15 protein-coding genes and 3 tRNA genes are annotated in these 19950 nt (G+C 39.1%); 16 read left to right on the forward strand and 2 right to left on the reverse strand.

Annotated features, from left to right (window positions below; translation table 11 throughout):
* Positions 1 to 67 precede the first annotated feature (67 nt).
* The 16 genes from ebgA (at position 68) to C9J12_RS26260 (ending at position 17716) form a co-directional block, all read left to right on the forward strand.
* Positions 68 to 3184 (forward strand): beta-galactosidase subunit alpha, encoded by a 3117-nt coding sequence (gene ebgA, locus C9J12_RS26185; protein ID WP_107245557.1) that lies wholly within the window; start codon positions 68 to 70, stop codon positions 3182 to 3184.
* On the forward strand, positions 3185 to 3637 hold the full coding sequence (locus tag C9J12_RS26190; RefSeq protein ID WP_107245559.1) for a beta-galactosidase subunit beta: 453 nt from the start codon (positions 3185 to 3187) through the stop codon (positions 3635 to 3637).
* A 146-nt stretch (positions 3638 to 3783) separates the two neighbouring features.
* On the forward strand, positions 3784 to 5208 hold the full coding sequence (locus tag C9J12_RS26195) for an amino acid permease (RefSeq protein ID WP_107245561.1): 1425 nt from the start codon (positions 3784 to 3786) through the stop codon (positions 5206 to 5208).
* Between the two features lie 263 nt (positions 5209 to 5471).
* A complete protein-coding gene (locus C9J12_RS26200; protein ID WP_107245564.1) occupies positions 5472 to 8633 on the forward strand; it encodes a sensor domain-containing protein in 3162 nt (1053 codons plus the stop codon).
* A gap of 117 nt (positions 8634 to 8750) precedes the next feature.
* Positions 8751 to 9101: a hypothetical protein gene (locus C9J12_RS26205; RefSeq protein ID WP_107245567.1), complete on the forward strand. Its 351-nt coding sequence runs from the start codon at positions 8751 to 8753 to the stop codon at positions 9099 to 9101.
* A gap of 753 nt (positions 9102 to 9854) precedes the next feature.
* Positions 9855 to 11078, forward strand: a complete 1224-nt coding sequence (gltS, locus tag C9J12_RS26210) for a sodium/glutamate symporter (protein ID WP_107245570.1) — start codon at positions 9855 to 9857, stop codon at positions 11076 to 11078.
* A 282-nt stretch (positions 11079 to 11360) separates the two neighbouring features.
* Positions 11361 to 11633, forward strand: a complete 273-nt coding sequence (locus C9J12_RS26215; RefSeq protein WP_011218787.1) for a DUF5062 family protein — start codon at positions 11361 to 11363, stop codon at positions 11631 to 11633.
* A gap of 221 nt (positions 11634 to 11854) precedes the next feature.
* Entirely contained in the window at positions 11855 to 12652 is a 798-nt protein-coding gene (locus C9J12_RS26220) for a ParA family protein (protein WP_011218788.1), read from the forward strand.
* 307 nt (positions 12653 to 12959) lie between these two features.
* Positions 12960 to 13036 (forward strand) — tRNA-Val (locus C9J12_RS26225).
* A 45-nt stretch (positions 13037 to 13081) separates the two neighbouring features.
* A tRNA-Val gene (locus C9J12_RS26230) sits at positions 13082 to 13158 on the forward strand.
* A gap of 44 nt (positions 13159 to 13202) precedes the next feature.
* A tRNA-Val gene (locus tag C9J12_RS26235) sits at positions 13203 to 13279 on the forward strand.
* 555 nt (positions 13280 to 13834) lie between these two features.
* On the forward strand, positions 13835 to 14881 hold the full coding sequence (locus C9J12_RS26240; RefSeq protein WP_107245573.1) for an ethylbenzene dehydrogenase-related protein: 1047 nt from the start codon (positions 13835 to 13837) through the stop codon (positions 14879 to 14881).
* Between the two features lie 98 nt (positions 14882 to 14979).
* Entirely contained in the window at positions 14980 to 15567 is a 588-nt protein-coding gene (locus tag C9J12_RS26245; RefSeq protein ID WP_107245575.1) for a cytochrome c3 family protein, read from the forward strand.
* A complete protein-coding gene (locus C9J12_RS26250; protein WP_107245578.1) occupies positions 15567 to 16244 on the forward strand; it encodes a 4Fe-4S dicluster domain-containing protein in 678 nt (225 codons plus the stop codon). Before C9J12_RS26245 ends, C9J12_RS26250 begins: the two co-directional genes overlap by 1 nt.
* Entirely contained in the window at positions 16241 to 17227 is a 987-nt protein-coding gene (nrfD, locus tag C9J12_RS26255; RefSeq protein WP_227876471.1) for an NrfD/PsrC family molybdoenzyme membrane anchor subunit, read from the forward strand. Before C9J12_RS26250 ends, nrfD begins: the two co-directional genes overlap by 4 nt.
* Positions 17228 to 17272: 45 nt before the next feature.
* A complete protein-coding gene (locus tag C9J12_RS26260; RefSeq protein WP_107245580.1) occupies positions 17273 to 17716 on the forward strand; it encodes a cytochrome c3 family protein in 444 nt (147 codons plus the stop codon).
* Positions 17717 to 17775: 59 nt separating this feature from the next.
* On the opposite strand, the gene C9J12_RS26265 is transcribed toward C9J12_RS26260, so the two are convergent.
* Both C9J12_RS26265 and C9J12_RS26270 read right to left on the reverse strand, forming a co-directional pair.
* A complete protein-coding gene (locus tag C9J12_RS26265; protein WP_107245583.1) occupies positions 17776 to 18408 on the reverse strand; it encodes a response regulator in 633 nt (210 codons plus the stop codon).
* Positions 18408 to 19796, reverse strand: a complete 1389-nt coding sequence (locus C9J12_RS26270) for a sensor histidine kinase (RefSeq protein WP_107245585.1) — start codon at positions 19794 to 19796, stop codon at positions 18408 to 18410. The genes C9J12_RS26265 and C9J12_RS26270 overlap by 1 nt, the downstream gene beginning before the upstream one ends.
* Positions 19797 to 19950: the final 154 nt, after the last annotated feature.

A 19950-nucleotide genomic window follows, 5' to 3' on the forward strand; every position in this document is an offset into this window, starting at 1 on the left:
TGATTTATTTTACTAAAACTTTACCTAATATGGTTCTCAGATTATAACAATATGTCCGGGAGGCATTGTGAATAACTGGGAAAACTTTAACCATCTTAGCGAAAATAGAATAGCGCCACGCGCTTACTTCTTCTCTTACGACGCATTAAATAAAGCTAAGAGTTTTCAACGTAATCTAAGCAGCCACTTCATGCTGCTCAGTGGGCAATGGACATTTAATTTTTTCAATAATCCAATGCTTGTTCCTGATGAGTTTTACAATCAAGAAATGGCAGAGTGGGATAGCATTCAAGTACCGAACATGTGGCAAATGGAAGGTCATGGTAAGCTTCAATACACTGATGAAGGTTTTCCTTTTCCTATTGATGTTCCTTTTGTTCCGACTAACAACCCAACAGGTGCATACCAACGTACTTTCACATTGGGTGACGCATGGGATGAACAACAAACAATCATCAAATTCGATGGCGTTGAAACCTATTTTGAAGTGTATGTAAACGGTCAATATGTAGGGTTCAGTAAAGGCAGCCGCCTAACCGCAGAGTTTGATATTTCAGAACAAGTAAAAGTGGGTAAAAATTTACTCTCTGTTCGTGTTATGCAATGGGCTGACTCTACCTACATCGAAGATCAAGACATGTGGTGGACAGCTGGAATTTTCCGTGATGTTTACCTTATAGGTAAAAAACCCGTCCATGTTTACGATTATACGGTACGCACCGATTTCGATAAGCAATACCAAAGTGCCACACTTTCTGGCTCTGTCGTCATCGAAAACTTACAAACAGCACTGGCTTCAGGTTTCCAACTTGAATATGCGTTATATGATGGTAATCAGCTTATCTCTGATGGCTCAGTCGATAATCTAGCCATCGAAGAACGCCACACTGCCGCTTTTGCTATTGATGTGACTAACCCCGTTCACTGGACAGCAGAAAATCCGCACTTATATCACCTATTCCTCACGCTTAAAGATCATGCTGGCACTACCATAGAGATCATCCCACAGCGTGTTGGTTTCCGTGACATTAAAGTAAAAGAGGGTTTGTTCTATATCAATAACCAATACGTCATGCTTCATGGGGTTAACCGCCACGACAATGACCATTTAAATGGTCGAGCGGTAGGTATGGATCGTGTCGAAAAAGACTTGATCTTGATGAAGCAGCACAACATCAACTCAGTGCGTACCGCACACTACCCTAACGATCCTCGTTTCTATGAAATGTGTGATATTTACGGTTTGTTTGTGATGGCTGAAACCGATGTAGAAACCCATGGTTTTGCTAACGTCGGTGACTTAAGCCATATTACCGATGATGCCGAATGGGAAAATGTGTTCGTTGATCGCATCGAACGTCAAATTCATGCGCAAAAGAATCACCCTAGTATCATCATGTGGTCTTTAGGTAATGAATCTGGCTACGGCTGTAATATTCGCGCAATGTGTAAAGCCGCGAAAGCCATTGATGATACCCGCCTTATTCATTATGAAGAAGATCGTGATGCTGAAGTTGTAGATATTGTGAGTACCATGTACTCCCGCGTACAGCTGATGAATTACTTTGGAGAACTACCAATGGACAAGCCTCGCATTATTTGTGAGTACGCTCATGCAATGGGTAATGGTCCTGGCGGGTTAACTGAATATCAAAATGTATTCTACAAACATGACCATATTCAAGGGCATTTCTTATGGGAATGGTGTGACCACGGTATTCTTGAACAAGACGAAAAAGGGCGTGACGTTTATAAGTACGGGGGGGATTATGGTGATTACCCGAATAACTATAACTTCTGCATGGATGGTTTGGTGTATTCAGATCAAACTCCAGGTCCAGGCTTACGTGAATACAAACAAGTTATCTGTCCTGTTAAAGTCAGTGTAAAAGATGCTGCAAATGGCATTATCACTGTAGAGAACAAATACTGGTTCTCTACCTTAGATGACATCACTTTACTGGTCGATATTCGAGCTGAAGGTGAAACACTGGCTCAATATCCACTTTCAGTAGCCAATGTAAAAGTAGGTGAAAGCTGCGATCTTCATGTTGTTCTACCTCAATTAGATGATCGTGAAGTCTTCATTAATGTTTCAGTACGTAAAAATTCAAGTACACGATACAGTGTCGCAAATAGCGAGCTGGGCATATTCCAATTCCAAATAAAAGAAAATACCGCGCAATTACCTACATTCACACACACAAATAGCACTGCACTTAATGTTAAAGAGCAACGCCTAGAGTGGATAGTAGAAGGTTACAACTTCGAGCTGACGTTCTCTAAAATTAGCGGTCAATTAACGTCTTGGTTGAGTAACGGTATCGAGATAATCGCCAGTTCACCAAAGATGAATTTCTTCAAGCCAATGATCGACAACCATAAACAAGAGTATGAAGGTTTATGGGAGCCCGCTCACCTGCAAATAATGGAAGAGCATTTCCGCACGTTAGATGTAGAACAGAAAGACGGGAAAGTCATCATTACTGCTAACAGTATTGTTGCTCCGCCAGTGTTAGATTTTGGTATGCGTTGCGCTTATACCTATGAAATTCACCCAGAAGGTCAAGTAAATCTCTCACTTACAGGCAAAAAATACGGCAAATACCCACATGTGATTCCTGTGCTTGGGTTCGATATGGGGATCAATAATCAATTTGAACAAGTTGAATATTATGGTCGTGGCCCTGAAGAAAACTATCTCGACAGTAAACAGTGCAACATCATTGATGTGTACCAATCCACAGTAACAAAAATGTTCGAGAACTACCCTTTCCCACAAAACAACGGCAACCGCCAAGACGTGCGCTGGGCATCGCTAGTGAACCGCCAAGGTAATGGTCTATTTGTTAAACCACAACAGCCTATTAATTTAAGTGCATGGCATTACACCGGTGAACACTTGCATGAAGCACAACATATCAATGAATTAGAGAAAAGCGGTTATATCACGCTAAACCTTGACCACAAGCTGATGGGGTTAGGCTCGAACTCTTGGGGGTCTGAAGTATTAGATTCTTATCGTGTTTACATGAACGATTTCCAATACGCCTTAACGCTACTGCCATTTAGCCAAGCGAATTGCCGTGCAAATTACTTGTCGGGGCAAGATTTTTCACTCCAAACGCAAACAGTCAAAAACATTCAAGAAAATACACCAAGCATGATTAGCGGAGATAAATAAATGATTGTTTTAGAGAACCTCGAGCAATTCAAAACATTATACCGCGACGGACGTAAATGGAATCGCTGTGTCGAAGCTATCAAAAACATCGGCAATATTCGTGATGGCGTTTACCACTCAATTGGCGATTCACTGGCTTACATGATTGAAGATGGCGTGGCTAAAAACGCAGAGCACTTCATCGGAAACCGCCGTTACTTTGATGTCCACTACTACCTCGAAGGTCAGGAAACCATAGAGGTAAACCACAAGCAGCAACTCGACGTCGTCATGCCTTATCAGGATGAAACAGACCGAGAATACCTTGCTGGCTCTGGCACCTTACAAACGGTTGGTCAGGGGCAAGTCGTCATATTCGACAATAACAACGCTTACCGATTCATCGGTGATAAGCGAGTTCGCAAGGTAGTGCTTAAAGTCACAATTGAAGATGGCTACTTCCTTAACAAATAACTCTGAATAACAACATGACAAAACGAAAAAAATAAAGGTGTGAAATTCTGAGAAGAAGATCACAACCTCTGCACTCTCCAGTCCATATCTACTAGGAAGTGGAGAGTTAAAAAAAATATAATTAACGTGATTCATCGGAGATGATAATGTCTAAAACTGCACGAGGCACCATAGGCAAATTTGCCTTGCTGTCCATGACATTTGCGGCTGTGTTTAGCTTTAATAATGTCATTAATAATAATATTGAAATTGGGCTATCTTCAGCCCCTATGTTCTTCATTGCCACTATTTTATATTTCATCCCATTTTGTTTAATTATTGCTGAATTTGTCGCATTAAATAAAGACTCTGAAGCTGGTGTATATTCATGGGTTAAAAGTTCACTAGGTGGCCGCTGGGCATTTATATCTGCCTATACCTATTGGTTTGTAAATCTCTTCTTCTTTACTTCGTTGTTACCACGTGTCATTGCTTATGCGTCATATGCATTTCTTGGGTATGAGTACGTCTTCACACCTATAACAACAGCAGTTCTCAGTACTTTACTTTTTGCTGTCGCTACCTATGTGTCGACTAATGGCGCAAAAATGCTTGGGCCGATAACTTCGGTTACCTCGTCGTTAATGCTATTACTTACAATGTCATATATATTTTTAGCGGGTGCGGCTGTCGTGGGAGGTATTCAACCAGCGGATCCTATTACGATAGAAGCAATGACACCAAGTTTCAACTGGGCTTTCTTAGGTGTTACTACCTGGATATTCATGGCAGCAGGTGGTGCTGAGTCTGTTGCTGTCTACGTTAACGACATTAAAGGTGGTCATAAATCATTCGTTAAAGTAATTATTCTTGCTGGTATATTTATTGGCGCACTTTACTCAGTAAGCTCAGTATTAATCAATGTGTTCGTTGTTCGTGAAGAATTAAAATTCACAGGAGGAACAGTACAGGTTTTTGAAGGCTTGGCTACACACTTTGGTTTACCTGAAATAATGATGAACCGTTTTGTTGGTATGGTTTCTTTCACTGCAATGCTAGGCTCACTATTAATGTGGACAGCAACACCAGTCAAAATTTTCTTCTCTGAAATTCCAAAAGGCATCTTTGGTGAAAAGACAGTTGCCCTGAATAAAAATGGCGTACCAGCACGAGCTGCATGGGTACAATTCTTTATTGTTATTCCACTTATGCTGATCCCAACTATCGGTTCAGACACAGCACAAGATCTAATGAGTACCGTCATCAACATGACAGCGGCAGCGTCGATGTTGCCCCCACTGTTTATTATGATTGCTTACTTGGTACTACGCTGGAAGCTTGATCATTTAGAACGTGATTTTAAAATGGGTTCACGTACAACTGGCATCGCAATTGTCTCTGTTCTGATTGTTATCTTCACTGTTGGGTTCTTTGCTGCAACCTTCCCAACTGGCGGTAATATTCTCACCATCATATTTTATAATGTTGGCGGGATAGTCGTATTCCTCGGATATGCATGGTGGAAATACAATCAGTATGAAAAAAAGTTAGCCATGACGAATACAGCAGAACTTAACACCGCTACGGAGTAAATACGCCAACCAGTATGAAAAGTTAGACATGGAACGCTTGTAAATTTAACGACATACAGAATAAATAGCCCTCATTGGTGATGCCATTGAGGGCTTTTCAGTGAATGACAATGATTCAACCACTGCAATTGACCTTTAAATCAATAACTTAATTAACATCCGCCATCACAACTCTAAAATAAACCTTTTCAACTTAAAGCGTTATGCCATCACATGTATATACTGTATACAAATAGGGACTGCTCCCATTTTATGGATGATATATGAAAAAGGCTTTGCTTCGTTTTATTGTATTACTGTTACCTCTGCTATCAATTACGATAGTAGCGACACTGTACATATATCATGAAGATGCTAACCAGCTAGAGCTACGCATTCAGGAAAAAGAGCTCACAAAACATCAGTCAGTCCTTCATATCACCCGCTTACACTTCACACCGATCATTGATGATTTACGCTATTTAACGGCAAAATCACAAGAACTGGCTTTCACTCCGGGGTTAACACAAGAACAAAAAGATCGGATGCTAGAAACATTTATTCGTATCATGAAAACAAGAAATCATTACGATCAAATACGCCTTATCAATGCAAATGGCATGGAAGTTCTGCGGGTTAATAAAAAAGATGACGATATCGTTATAGTTGCCGATGATAAACTTCAAGATAAAAGCAAGAGACCTTATATTCAAAGAGGCCTTCAGGTGCCTGTAGGCAGTTTTTATACTTCGCAATTCGATCTAAATGTTGAAAACGGTAAGATTGAAACTCCCATTAAACCCATGCTGCGCTTTGTTAGTCATTTCAACTCAAATGGCGAATCTTGGTTAATCACATTAAATTATCTAGGTAATGATTTTTTAAGCCAAATACAACAAGAATATAACTGGGGGCAAGGTGGTGGAAACTGGCTTGTCAATAACAATGGGCAATGGCTTTTAGGTCCAAATCAAGACAGTGCTTGGCAATTTAACTTAACTAAAAACATCGGCGCCAAAGACTTCTTCCAGCAGTATCCTAATATTTGGGACGAAATAGGTAAAAAGAAACACGGTCAAATACGCACTGGTGATTACCTTTATACCTATTCTCGCTTCTTTTCTGGGAAAGAATTAAGCAGTACCAAGTTATTTGTACTTCCTTTTGAGGGGGCAGATTTACCTTGGACGGTCATTTCAAGAGTCAACATGGCAAGTTTAGTAACTGAACTCTCTTTTTCTCAACAACGTATCATTAAATTTGCTACCTTTGGCATTCTTGTAATGGCATTAATAGTCGGCTGTATCGTACTTGCTTGGCACCTATTCCAACAATTAATACATGAAAAAAAATTAAAACAAGAAATTGAGGACAATGCTCAACGTTACGCTTCAGTATTAAAAAATGCACCTGATGGTTTAATGACGCTAAATAATAAGTTAGACATAACGGCCTTAAATCATTCAGCTGAACGAGTTTTTAATATTACTGATACCGCCGAAGCCATAGGAAAAAATATTTATGACATAGTCCATGATAAAAAAGCAAAAAACATTCTGAATCAACTTATTTATCAAGTTCAGCTTGCCATGGCTGATGGTAACAATACACCGATCAAAGCAAATATCCAACTACCTGATAATACAGGTATAAAGTATGTTGCTCTTATTGCGAGTGAAACCGTTTTTAGCTCAACCAGTGAAATTTTACTTCATATTAGTGATGTCACTGATTGGATAGAAAGAGAGTTAAAATTAAAAAGCCTATCACGTGCAGTAGAGCAAAGTGACGATACCGTTCTTATTACAGATAACAACGGCATTATTGAGTACGTAAACCGTTCTTTTGAGGTATTTACTGGTATCACTGCTGCAGAGGCCTTAGGACGAAATTCGATCACTTTAATGAAGAGTGCCAATGAAAAAAACGGTGAAATAAAACATATCCAACAACAATTAAAAGAAGGAAGAACAATTAATCGGGTTATTACACGGAAAAAAAATGATAATACGATTTGCTATGAAGACGAAACTATTTCACCAATACGTAACGATAACGGAAAAATAAGTCACTATATTTCAACAGGAAAAGATATCACTGAGCGAGTACTGTTTGAAAGTAAACTTCATAAACTCGCTCATTATGACCTTTTAACTGAACTACCTAATCGTCTACTTCTCCTGCAGTACATTGAACAAGCTATCACTAACGCAGAAGAGATGAAAACATCTGTTGTCGTATTCAATATAGATCTCGATTTTTTTAAAAAGATAAATGATTCTCTTGGTCATGATGTGGGTGATAAAGTATTAATCACCATTGCCAAACGTATTACACGTTCACTTCGAGATGAAGACGTTCTTGCTCGCTTAGGGGGCGATGAGTTTGCCATTTTAATTCAGTCTGATACTTCATCGCAAAGCATTGCGACACTGGCTGAACGCATTATCAATAATATTTGTGCCTCTCTATCTATAGAAGAAAAATCATTATCGATTACAGCAAGCATGGGTATTGCCGTTTACCCTGAAAATTCTTTAGATAGTGATGCCTTATTAAAGAATTCTGATATTGCACTTTATCACGCTAAAGATCAGGGACGTAATCGATATTGTTTTTTCACGCCCCAAATGGGTGTAGAAAGTGTACAACGTCTTCAACTTGAATCTGACCTACGTAAAAGTCTAGATACCGATCAGTACACATTTTTTTATCAGCCCAAAGTGAATGCAAAAACCCATAAAGTATGTGGTATTGAAGCGTTATTACGCTGGAAGAACGAAGCTGGGCAAATCCAATCTCCACTAGAGATCATTCCGATTCTCGAAAATTCAGGGCTTATTATCAATGTTGGTGAAACTCTAATTAATCACGCCTGCGAACAGTTATCAGCTTGGCAAAGTAATGGGTTAGATTTGCACTTCGCGTTAAATATATCTGCTCGCCAATTATTGCATTCAGACATAGTAGATACAGTGTATAAAGCCGTTACTATGTCAGGCTGTAACCCCCACTATCTAGAGTTAGAAATAACAGAAAGTGTTGTCATGGCCGATGTGAAATTAGCCTTCGATAAGCTCATAAAATTAGAAGCTCTCGGTGTAAAAATTGCTATCGATGATTTCGGGACTGGATATTCTTCACTCGCCTACCTTAGCCGATTCCCGATACATATACTGAAGGTAGATAGAGAGTTTGTCCAAGACCTGCCAATGAATAAAGATAGCGTTACAATTACGCGATCTATTATTGAACTTGCACATAACTTAGGCATGCTCGTTGTCGCTGAAGGCGTAGAAAATGAAGATCAAATTAAATTCTTAACTGGTATTGGCGTTGAAGAATTTCAAGGCTACTACTTCGGAAAACCTATACCAATCGATGAGTTCGAACTGAAATTTATCACTGATAGTAGAAACACTGAAAGTATTCTGGATGAAACCTAGCCTTTTATTTACAATAAGCGTCTAAAATAAAAAAAACGTCCATACTTAAGCTATTAAAGCTTCTATTCAGCAAGAGGCTGACTTAATATATTCAAGATATAATAAAGGGGCAGCATTATGAGCTTTAGTGATTATTTAGATGATTTTATCAAGCAACGCGATCAACGCCCTCAATCAACAGCCTCTCGTCAACCATTCAGACGCCAACCTGCACCATCAGTGCAAGATGCAACAAATCAGAGCAAAGCACGTGAAGCAATGGCGCGGGAACAAGAAGTAGCCTCTGAGCGCGCGACAGAAGAAACAAAGCAACCTCATACTCGCATTCATGGTCGCTGTATGACAGCTCAAGAATTATATGCACTAGACCAACAAAAAGTAGAAGCGATACCTGTTAGTCAATCACGTTTAGACTATATTCAACAATTAAAGAAAGACTTAAAGCTGAAGAAAAACTCGGAATCTTAAATCAACGTCTTTTATAATTTAAAAAATTAACACCAAAGCTTATAGGTTTAGCGCATTCAGCTGGTTTATCACCAGCTTTCTAATACTAGAATAACGACACTCTATGCATAATTAACGTTAAACTGACAAAATAACTCACATTGTCTTTATTATTGATAACCCTTACCCTACTTATATAACAAACATTATCGATAAAACATCCTTCCAAATTTGGTCTTATACATTCAAATGCTCCAATTAGAGCGAAAAATGAACTATTTACAGCGATTAGATTTCTTACAGATTAAAAGATGAAATTTAATTTAATAAATATTATTGAACCTCACCTAAAAGGAAGCATAAATACTCTCTGCTTATTTCACTGTTTATTTTGTATACGGCATCAGTACAAGTTTAACTGACGCTTTACACAACAATGGCGATATAAAGCATATTTCACAATGCTAAACAACACCCATCCACATGATTAGTATAGCTTTTTATATTAAGCATTCATGTATCAGTAATAAAACAGCGTTTATTTTACATATCTATCCATATAAACCCACACATCAGGCTAATCTTAATATCTACACATCCATCACAATAAAAAGCATTTAATGCAAAGCCAAGAAAAGAGAGCAACAATTAATTAACAGTTAAAACATTCCAGCTCGGCAAGGTCTACACTATTAGTGCGCATTGTACAATATAGGCACAAGAGATTTTAGCGGTTAATATTGGCCATTAAGAAAAGTATGAAAAGACTAAATCATGAATACTACAATTCAAATAAACGAGCTAGAATCTTTGCTCATTGCGATTATTGTGCTTTTTCTTGGCTACTTCATTAATACAAAAGTAACGGTTCTTCGGAAGTATAATATTCCAGAACCTATTGTAGGAGGCCTAATAGTCGCGGTTATAATTGCTTTAATACATCAGCAAGGCATCGACATTACTTTCAAACTCAGTATTAAAGACACTTTAATGCAGATGTTTTTTGCTACCGTCGGCCTAGCTGCAAGCTACAAGCTACTGGCACAAGGTGGTTCACGCGTATTTTTATTTTTAGGGTTAGCAACGGTTTTCATCATCATCCAAAATGCTGTTGGTGTAACACTAAGTACCTTACTTGGCTTAGACCCTATTATTGGCTTAATAGTGGGCTCAATAACATTGTCTGGCGGGCATGGTACAGGTGCTGCTTGGGCACAAAGCTTTGCAGCAGATTACAATCTACACGTTCTTGAACTGTCTATGGCCTCTGCAACATTTGGCTTAGTGATGGGCGGAATTATTGGTGGACCTGTTGCACAGCGTCTGATCAATAAACACAAATTGAAGTCATCGTTTGGTGATGGTGAGCATCACCATATTGAACATCCTGATCTGATTACTTATAGCGATAAAGAAGAAGATCGTATTACGTCAAAGAACACCATTGAAGTACTGTTCATCTTGTTGATCTGTGTTGCAGGTGCTGCACATGTGAAAGAACTTGTTGATAGCTTTGGTATTTCTTGGCTTCGTATCCCTGACTTTGTTTATGCATTGTTTATTGGTGTTTTTATCACCAACATTTGTGAAACAACAAAGGTTTATAAGATCAACAGTGAAACGGTTGATGCGTTAGGTACCATTTCATTATCGCTCTTTTTGGCAATGGCCTTAATGAGTCTTAAGTTGTGGGAATTGCTTGAATTGGCTTTACCAATGCTGATGATCCTAACAGTACAAACGGTCGTACTTGCTGCGTTTGCGTATTTTGTTACCTTCCGTGTTATGGGTAAAACGTATGATGCTGCGGTTATTGCTGGTGGTCACTGTGGTTTTGGTATGGGTGCCACGCCAACGGCAGTGATGAACATGGGGTCGTTAGTGTCACGTAATGGACCATCACCTCAAGCTTTCATGGTTGTTCCTATTGTTGGTGCTTTCTTTATCGACATAGCGAACTTGATAGTTTTACAAGGCTATTTAAGCTTTATTCAGTAGCACTTTGCATTCATGCTAAATTGCGTGACTGACAAATAGCGAAATATCAAAGGGGATGACGTTGTCATCCCCTTTTTTTTGAGGTGATATTTCGTGATATAGCACTCATCACGGAAGGTTTTGGTCAATAACGAACAAACGGTACACAATGAAAGCCATAAATTTCATACCTCATTTGTTACGTTTGTTGTAATCTAGTCTTAGTGTAGAAATGAGATACAGCACACATCCATTGTCATTATTTGGACACAACTTTTACGCATTCATAGGTAGAGATGAACAATGAAAAAGAATAAAAACAAGAACAACAATGACGCAAAATTACTGAAGAAAGCCATGGAACTAGGTTTTTCATTCGCTAAAAAGCAAGGATATGGAGACTTAGAGAAAACCGTTTCATCCACAGAACGTGTTGAATGTATTTATCGTTTACTTATCCAAAGTAAACAAATTACCCCTCTTGCCGTTGATCAAGAAAATGGCGTGAATATGAAGCATAAGTTGGTGCTTTGGATCACTCGTCTACTACCTCCTGATCACGAATTACTACAATAATTACCGTAAGACTAACCGGTATTATCCGCTATATCATTTAGCGCACAAAAATCAGCAAACAGGTTTTTACACTGGTTGCTGATTTTTTGTATCTCGCTTTTTATAACAACACGTTACCTAATTCTTTGCCTTCGTTGCAATTACAACAAACAAATATTGCCACCTTGTTTACAGGCATGTAACTTATTATCATTACTCAGATAATATCAAGGATGGTCATAATGCGTCGTGTCGTATTTAATCAAAAAGGTGGGGTTGGTAAATCCAGCATTGCAGCTAATTTGGCAGCCTTAAGCGCGGCTAAAGGATATAAAACATTATTGATTGATCTGGATGTTCAAGGTAACAGTAGCCACTATTTAGGCTACGACGTTAACTCTGAGAGTAAACAAACCATAGCAGACCTATTAAACCAAACCGTTGGCTGGTTTAGTGTTTCTACCCCTGTGATTGAGTTCCCCCAACCCACGTCGTTTACTAACCTTGATATTATTCCATCTAGCCCACGATTAGAAAAAATCGAATCGGAATTAGAACGCCGCTATAAGATCTATAAGCTTCGCGATGCGCTAGATGAATTAGACAAGCGGTATGAGCGTATTTATATCGATACCCCACCTAACCTAAACTTTTTCAGTAAAGCCGCCTTAATTGCCGCTCAGCGCTTACTTATCCCCTTCGACTGCGATAGCTTTTCACAACAAGCACTCTTAACGTTACTCAATAATGTATCTGAATTACGTGAAGACCATAATCCAACACTTGAGGTTGAGGGGGTTATCGTCAATATGTTTAATGCTCAGGCTAACTTCCCAAAGAAAATCATTGCTGACTTGAAGGATCTCGGATTACCGATTCTTGAACCTTATCTGCCTCAGTCGATAAAAATGAAAGAATCGCATTACTATCAAAAGCCTCTTATCCATTTACTGCCGACACATAAGCTCACGAAAAGTTTTGAGCAGTTATTCATGACACTTGAAAAAAGTGCGCCCGTGCTAGCTGAAGTCGAAACATAGCATTACCGTCAAATAATCATTGATGACAACTGGTGGATTACTAAAAACACTGTCAGTCGTCATCAACATCACGGCACTAACATTGTAGATTGAACATCAATAAAGTTATCGTCAATCTCTATCACCATGATAAATCTAAACAACTTTCACTCAATTAATTCGTCTTTTCACGCTCATACAGCCATCAAACTGGTCACTCTGCGAGCAAATGAATGCAAATTAATAAAAAAGCGATCTCAAACACTTGCGCGAAATTCATCGAATCGCTACTATTCTCTCGTTCCCAAAAACGGAACAAAAACAATTTGCTCGCTTAGCTCAGTTGGTTAGAGTACTTGCATGACATGCAAGGTGTCACTGGTTCGAGTCCAGTAGCGAGCACCAAATTTTAGATAGCACGCAATAGCTTGTTATTACACAGTACAATTTGCTCGCTTAGCTCAGTTGGTTAGAGTACTTGCATGACATGCAAGGTGTCACTGGTTCGAGTCCAGTAGCGAGCACCAGTTTTAGATAGCACGAAATAGTTTGTTATCACGCAGTACAATTTGCTCGCTTAGCTCAGTTGGTTAGAGTACTTGCATGACATGCAAGGTGTCACTGGTTCGAGTCCAGTAGCGAGCACCAAATTCTCTTAGAGATACATCAAGCCAGCTTTTAGCAGGTTTTTTTGTATCTGATGTTTATTGCTATAATTCCTTCTCACCTCACCAATCTAACAACGTAATGACTAACTGTGAATTCAAATGGAAACACTTTTCCCCTGAAATCATTCTTTGGCGCCTGCGTTGATATTGCTCGACATCAATGGCTTTAAAGCGTGCAACTTAATTGGTGGTTATCGTACCTACAAGTTTGCTAAAGCTTAGCGGCTAATACTTTATAATTCAGTCGTCAGAATAAGGAGGTATTAATATTATACTCTATCGCTACCACACCACATGATCATATTAGAATAACCGACCATCTATAGTATTTAAATAACACCAAACGATGATAAATTTATTTATCAATATTATCTATTAGGTATAACTATGCCTAACATGTTTTAGCTGCATGATCACAAAGCCATCTAACCAAACTAACCTGATTTTTATTTAGTGACATTGATCAAATGAAAAAGTTCCTTTCGTTCTTATTATGATTATGAAAATAAAATTAATAGACCATCAGGAGCTTAATATGAGACCTTCTATCCTTGCTATTAGTACCACTATTGCTTTAGCGGCAGTACCCGTAAGTTTTGCTCAGGCAAAAAACACTACATTAGAAAGTACTAAGACTTCGTCAGAAATTACTATCGATGGTCAAGTCGACGCTGTTTGGAATGATATAAAAGCAGCCAAAATCAAGTTAGGTAAACTGCCCTACAAGCCAAGCAATGGCTATGAAGGTATGAAAAAAACAACAGTAGAAATTAAGTCACTCTATGATAAAGAATTTGTTTACTTCTTAATCAGCTATAAAGATCCAACGAAAAGCATTGACCGCTTCCCCTGGATAAAACAGGACGATAATAGTTGGAAGCAAATGGTCAACAAAGACAGTACTGGTCACGATAATACCTATTACGAAGATAAATTCGCAGTATTTTGGGATATCAATGCAGACGGCTTTGCTGAAAAAGGCTGTAACGCCGCATGTCACCGCTCTAAAGACGGCAAAATTGCCGGCAGAGATGACAAAAACCCTGCACGTAAATTCACCAAGGAAGGCCAATACCTTGATATGTGGCACTGGAAAGGTGTCCGTACCGGCGCGCATGGTCAGCTAGATGACCAATACGTAGACAGCAATACTGACCCTAAAGCAAACAAAGGTTGGGGACGTAAAGGTGATGATAAGACTGGTGGCGGTTATGTTAATAATATTAAAGATGGTCAACCTGCATTCGTGACACCAGAATTAACAGCAAATACGCTTCTTATCCACGAAGCCGAAAAACAACCATTTACTGCCGACTTCAATGCATCAGACCGTATTCCAGGCTTAACCGGAGCACCATTCACGGGTTCTCGTGGTGATGTAGATGTTGGTGCTGTATGGAAAGATGGTGTTTGGACGTTAGAAATGAAACGTAAGCTTGTTACTACCGGTAGCAACGCTGAAACTCAAGACGTTCAGTTTAACGATATGAATAAAGCTTACCCATTTGGTGTGGCGGTATTCGACAACTCTCAAATCAACCACGTCTTCCACCGTGGAGTAATGAATTTAGAATTTAAATAAATTAAACAGTATTTGAGACGTTAATATTTAGGCCAGCGCTATGTTGGCCTTATTAAAACCTGCTAAATGGCAGAATAAAGATAAGAACGAGAATTACTATGGTTAAATTACGCCGTTTTTCCAGTTTTATTATTTTAAGCCTATTCGTTCTTTGTTCATCTTCTGCTTCCTACGCACAAGAAGCCATAAATAGTAAAGCAGCATTAAATAGAGAAGAAGCCGATCAGATCTTCAGCTCACAGATTAATAATGATGACGAAATGACTATTCTGATCAAAGAAAATAAGCGTTGTATTCGCTGTCATAAAAAGCAACGTTTACTAAAAGACATAAAGCCAATCAAAAGTGTTGGCGCCCACTCGAGTCGCAAATTTTATAACAATTGTACGGCTTGCCACGAAAACAAGGGCGCTCATCCAAAAGACGAAACTAGTATTATTAGCTTTGCAGAGCATTCAAATATAAGTGCTCAATCTCAGAACGAGCAATGTATCTCTTGCCACTCCCCAAAAGATCTCAGACAAGCGGAATGGACGCATGATGTGCACTTTAAACAGATCAACTGCGCGTCTTGTCATGCTCTCCATACTGAGGTTGACCCAATTAAAGGCATTGATAATAAATTTAGAATACAACTGTGTGTAGATTGCCACACAGAAGACCAAGCACTAGAAGGATATCAATAATGGATCACTCTAGACGCAAACTCATTATCGGCTTAGGTGCTGGTGCTATGATTGCAACGACAGGCGTTGCGGGCACATCTATTATTCAAACAATTGAAATTGATGGTAAACGATATGCCATGATTCACGATGAATCGTTATGTATCGGCTGTGAGGCTTGCGTCAAAGCCTGCAAAGAAACAAACAATGTACCTGATGGCGTTACCCGTCTTGAAATTGTTAGAAGTGAACCTATTGGTGAATTTCCCGATATTCGTTATAGCTTCTTTAGAAAGTCTTGTCAGCATTGCGAAAACCCGTCATGTGTCAATGTCTGCCCGACTGGCGCTTCGTACATCGATAAGAAAACGGGAATTGTAGACGTCAATCCAGAACGATGTGTTGGCTGTCAATACTGTATTGCTGCTTGTCCTTATAAAGTACGCTACATTGATCCTGTAACAAAATCTGCAGATAAATGCGATTTCTGCCGAAAATCAAAATTCGCAGAAGGTGAACTTCCGAGTTGCGTTCAAGCTTGTCCAAAACAAGCACTCATTTTTGGTGATCTCAATGATCCAAAAAGTGACATTAACATCGTGCTGAAAAATAAAGCCGTCTACCGCTATAAAAAGTATTTAGGTACGAAACCTAAAATGCTCCGTATTCCCGATAAATTCAACGAGGTCCTATCATGATGGAATCATTGAATAATGCCTTTCACTTCGACACGCTAGTATGGCACTGGCCTATCGCAATCTACCTCTTTGTTCTTGGGATTTCATCGGGTGCGATGTGCCTAGCGTTAGCTATCAAACATTTTGAGCAAGATAAATCAGCACTCTCAAAAAATCCTTTGGTGATCAGCTCGGTTATTTTGGCTGCATCAATGGTGATTTTAGGGTTGCTAATTCTGATTGTGGACTTAACCAAGCCCCTCGATTTTTGGAAAGTCATTGTTTATCAATTCTCTAATCCACTTTCGGTAATGGGCCGTGGGGTTACGCTCTTTATTCTCTACCAAATGGCAGTATTTGCATGGATCATGGTGATATTTAAAACGGAAATTCTCAGCCTTTTAAATAAACTTACACCTCGTATAGCAAACAACAGAGCTGTGCTATCCATATTTGCTCAACTGGAGAGGTTAGACAAATATCTTGATATCGTTTTAGTTATCTTGTCAATACTGCTAGGTGTCTATACCGGTTTCCTACTTTCTGCTCTGGTTTCTTACCCTATGTTAAACCAGCCAATACTGCCGTTATTGTTCTTAGCATCAGGCATTTCATCCGGTATTGCTGCATCTATTTTGATGGCTTATACCCTCTTTTCTGCGAATACAAAAACATTTGGATTCTCCTTGAGCCATCGTATTGAGAAACCGGTGATTATCGCAGAAGTGATCTTATTAATGATGTTGATCATCGGGATGAGTTTCGGTGTGCTTGCTGAACAAGAAGCCATTAATCTGGCGGTATTTGGCAGTTTCTGGGCCTATGTTTTTTGGATTGGCGTTATCGGTATCGGTATCGTATTGCCACTCTTACTCAAAACAGTTTGCTCTGATAATACCCGACAGACAAAAGCATTCGTGGTGATTTTGCCAGTATTTACCCTTGTGGGTGTCATGTCGCTTCGAATGTTTATTTTATACGCTGGTCAAATGGTGGTGGCTTAATTTCCCAATTCAGCCACACAATAGAATGATTAAGGAAACACGTTTATGAACATCATTAAATATATGCTGTTTGGCTTGCTCACTTTCAGTTGTTCAATAAGTTGGGCTGAAGACTTACCTAACCCAGACGAAGAAAACATAGCTAACTTCCACTTGCTGGATGAAACTTGTGCAGGTCAATGTCACGAAGGTGAAGAGCCATCAGAGGATCTGGAGTTTGAGTATCGGAGCTGTGTTGAGTGTCACGATACATTGGCCAACCTAGACGGTCGCCAGCATAATATCAAACATCAGGATAGTGAGCAGATGGAATGTGTCGAGTGTCATTTGCCTCACGAAGAGTCTGATCCGAAAGAGATGTGTACCGACTGCCATGAAGAGGAAGACGAGGAGTTAGAGGGTTTCTATTCAATGCAATTAGAACGTTATCTAAACCTCTATTCAGACTCACCGAAGTTTGTGCATCCGCTTATCAATGGGGCTAGATAACGACAATAAATAAGTGGGTGTTATCACCCACTTCTCTGTTCGATATTTATATTGAGTTGCTACATTAAAATACGTGATTCAATGTCTATTCCCACCTTAGTTAAGAAGTAGGTTTTTTCATCATTTTTAGAAACTAAACCACTTTTTATTAACTGACGTAGATGAAAATTAAACTTGGTATGATCCTTAATACCCACTAAACGACACAAATCCATAAACTTGAGTCTTTGATGGATATTCAATTGATATATAACATTACGTCGAATCGGGTTTGATAATGCACTAAAGACTAAGTCGCTGTCTTTATCGACTGGGGGAGACTTTAATGATTTTTCTGCATGTACTTTTTTCAACGTAACAGAGAGCGTTTGTAAGTTAAAAGGCTTAGTTAAAAATTCATCTGCCCCTTTTTTCATCGCGTCTACCGCAGTGTCAATCGTCCCAAAAGCCGTCACGATCACGATTCCAATATTAGGATCGGTTTGTTTTAGTACTGCGATAGCATCAATGCCACTTATCCCGCCCATCACAAAATCCAATAATGCAATATCGTAACTGTGTCGCATAGCACAGCTAATGGCTTGCTCTGCACTCTCACATGCGGTGACTTCAAAGCCATCAAGTGTTAAAGCTTCAGTGATAACTTCTCGTAAATCTAAGTCATCTTCAGCCAGCAGTAATTTAAGGCTCATTAGCTCTCCATTGCTAGTTCAATTTCCACACACAATCCACTTTTTGTATTGTTAAGGCTTAGCTTACCTTGATTCTGTTCTAAAACTTTTTGACTAAGTGTTAACCCAAGCCCCGTGCCAGTGCTTTTATCTTTCGTAGTAAAGAAAGGTAATAACACTTTATCCTTAATACTTTCATCAATCCCAGTTCCAAAGTCAGTAATGGATAACTTAATCCGTAATCCTCTCTGTTCAGCATGAATAAAAATAACTTTCTTATCAATCGAGGCATCAATAGCGTTATTGACAATATTGATCACCACATCTTCTAGTTGTTCTTTGTCCGCATAAAAATATAAATCTGTCGGGATATCAATTTCTACTTGGAAATCATTTAATCGATGGGCCATTAATTCAAGCGATTCCTTAATCAATTCAGCAACTGAAAGCCTCTGTTTAACAGGCATACGTTTATGCGAGAATTGAAGTAACTCTTGGCTAATATGAGCCGCTTTCAACAGGCCTTTACGAATGTGTTCAAGCTGCCTTTGCGCGTTATCCCGATCGTATTCACTTCTTGCTATTTGTTTTTCAAGCAAATCACACCGCATCAAAGCGCTACTTAACGGCGTTTTTATTTCGTGAGCAATACCCGAGGCCAACTCACCAATATCTCTCAATTTATCATTATGCAGCACCTGATGAAGTGAACGTTCGATTTGCTGCTGTCTTTCAGCATCAAACAGTTCAAGTGTCTTTCTTAGGTAGATCAACATCACCAGAGCTAACAAAGTACGAATCATAGGACCGACTATTATATCTTCTATATAAAATAGCCCAGCGAACAATCCATAAATTATGATAGAAATGCCTAAGTACCCTACAGCTCCTGCAGCTTTACGCTCTTCCTGCTTCAGCTTCTTGGAATAATTCATAAGGGCGGCGCCAGCTAACATTCCCGCACCAGAACCAAATAGCCATCGTATTTGAAATGTAGTTTCTCTTACAAAGATATAGAGGTCTTGGGAGAAATAACGATAAACGACACCAACAAAAAATAGCGCTGTAACAACTTGGGTAATCAAAAAAAGCTGCGACCGAAAACGCCATTTGGTCATCGCGAGCATTTGTAGAGCAAAATAGCCCAAAGCAATAAAGGAAGTCCAAAGTTTTACCACTTTTAATATCTTTACTGTCTGGTGCATCATCAACTCTTCTTGATACACGTGCAGATACAATTCAGACCACTCATGAAGTCCATGGATAAAACCAAAGATAGCTAACGTTGGAAGCGCAGAGGCAATAGAGAGATGGCTAAATCGCAAATCACGGAAAAAGATAGTAAAGCCAATAGCAATAAAAATTAAGCCATAAAGCATATAGAGACTAAATACGAAAAGTTCTTGCATTGAAGTACTCTGATCTCTGGATAGAGTGTAAGCGTCTGGGCAACGACACCTAGCTATGCTTAATATTCCATGGCAGCAACGCGTCAATATTATTCGGTTTTTCAGCAATCTGCTGCAAGCAGGTTGCGATATAATCATGAACAAGAAGATTATT

The organism is Photobacterium frigidiphilum, assembly GCF_003025615.1.
Taxonomy (GTDB): domain Bacteria; phylum Pseudomonadota; class Gammaproteobacteria; order Enterobacterales; family Vibrionaceae; genus Photobacterium; species Photobacterium frigidiphilum.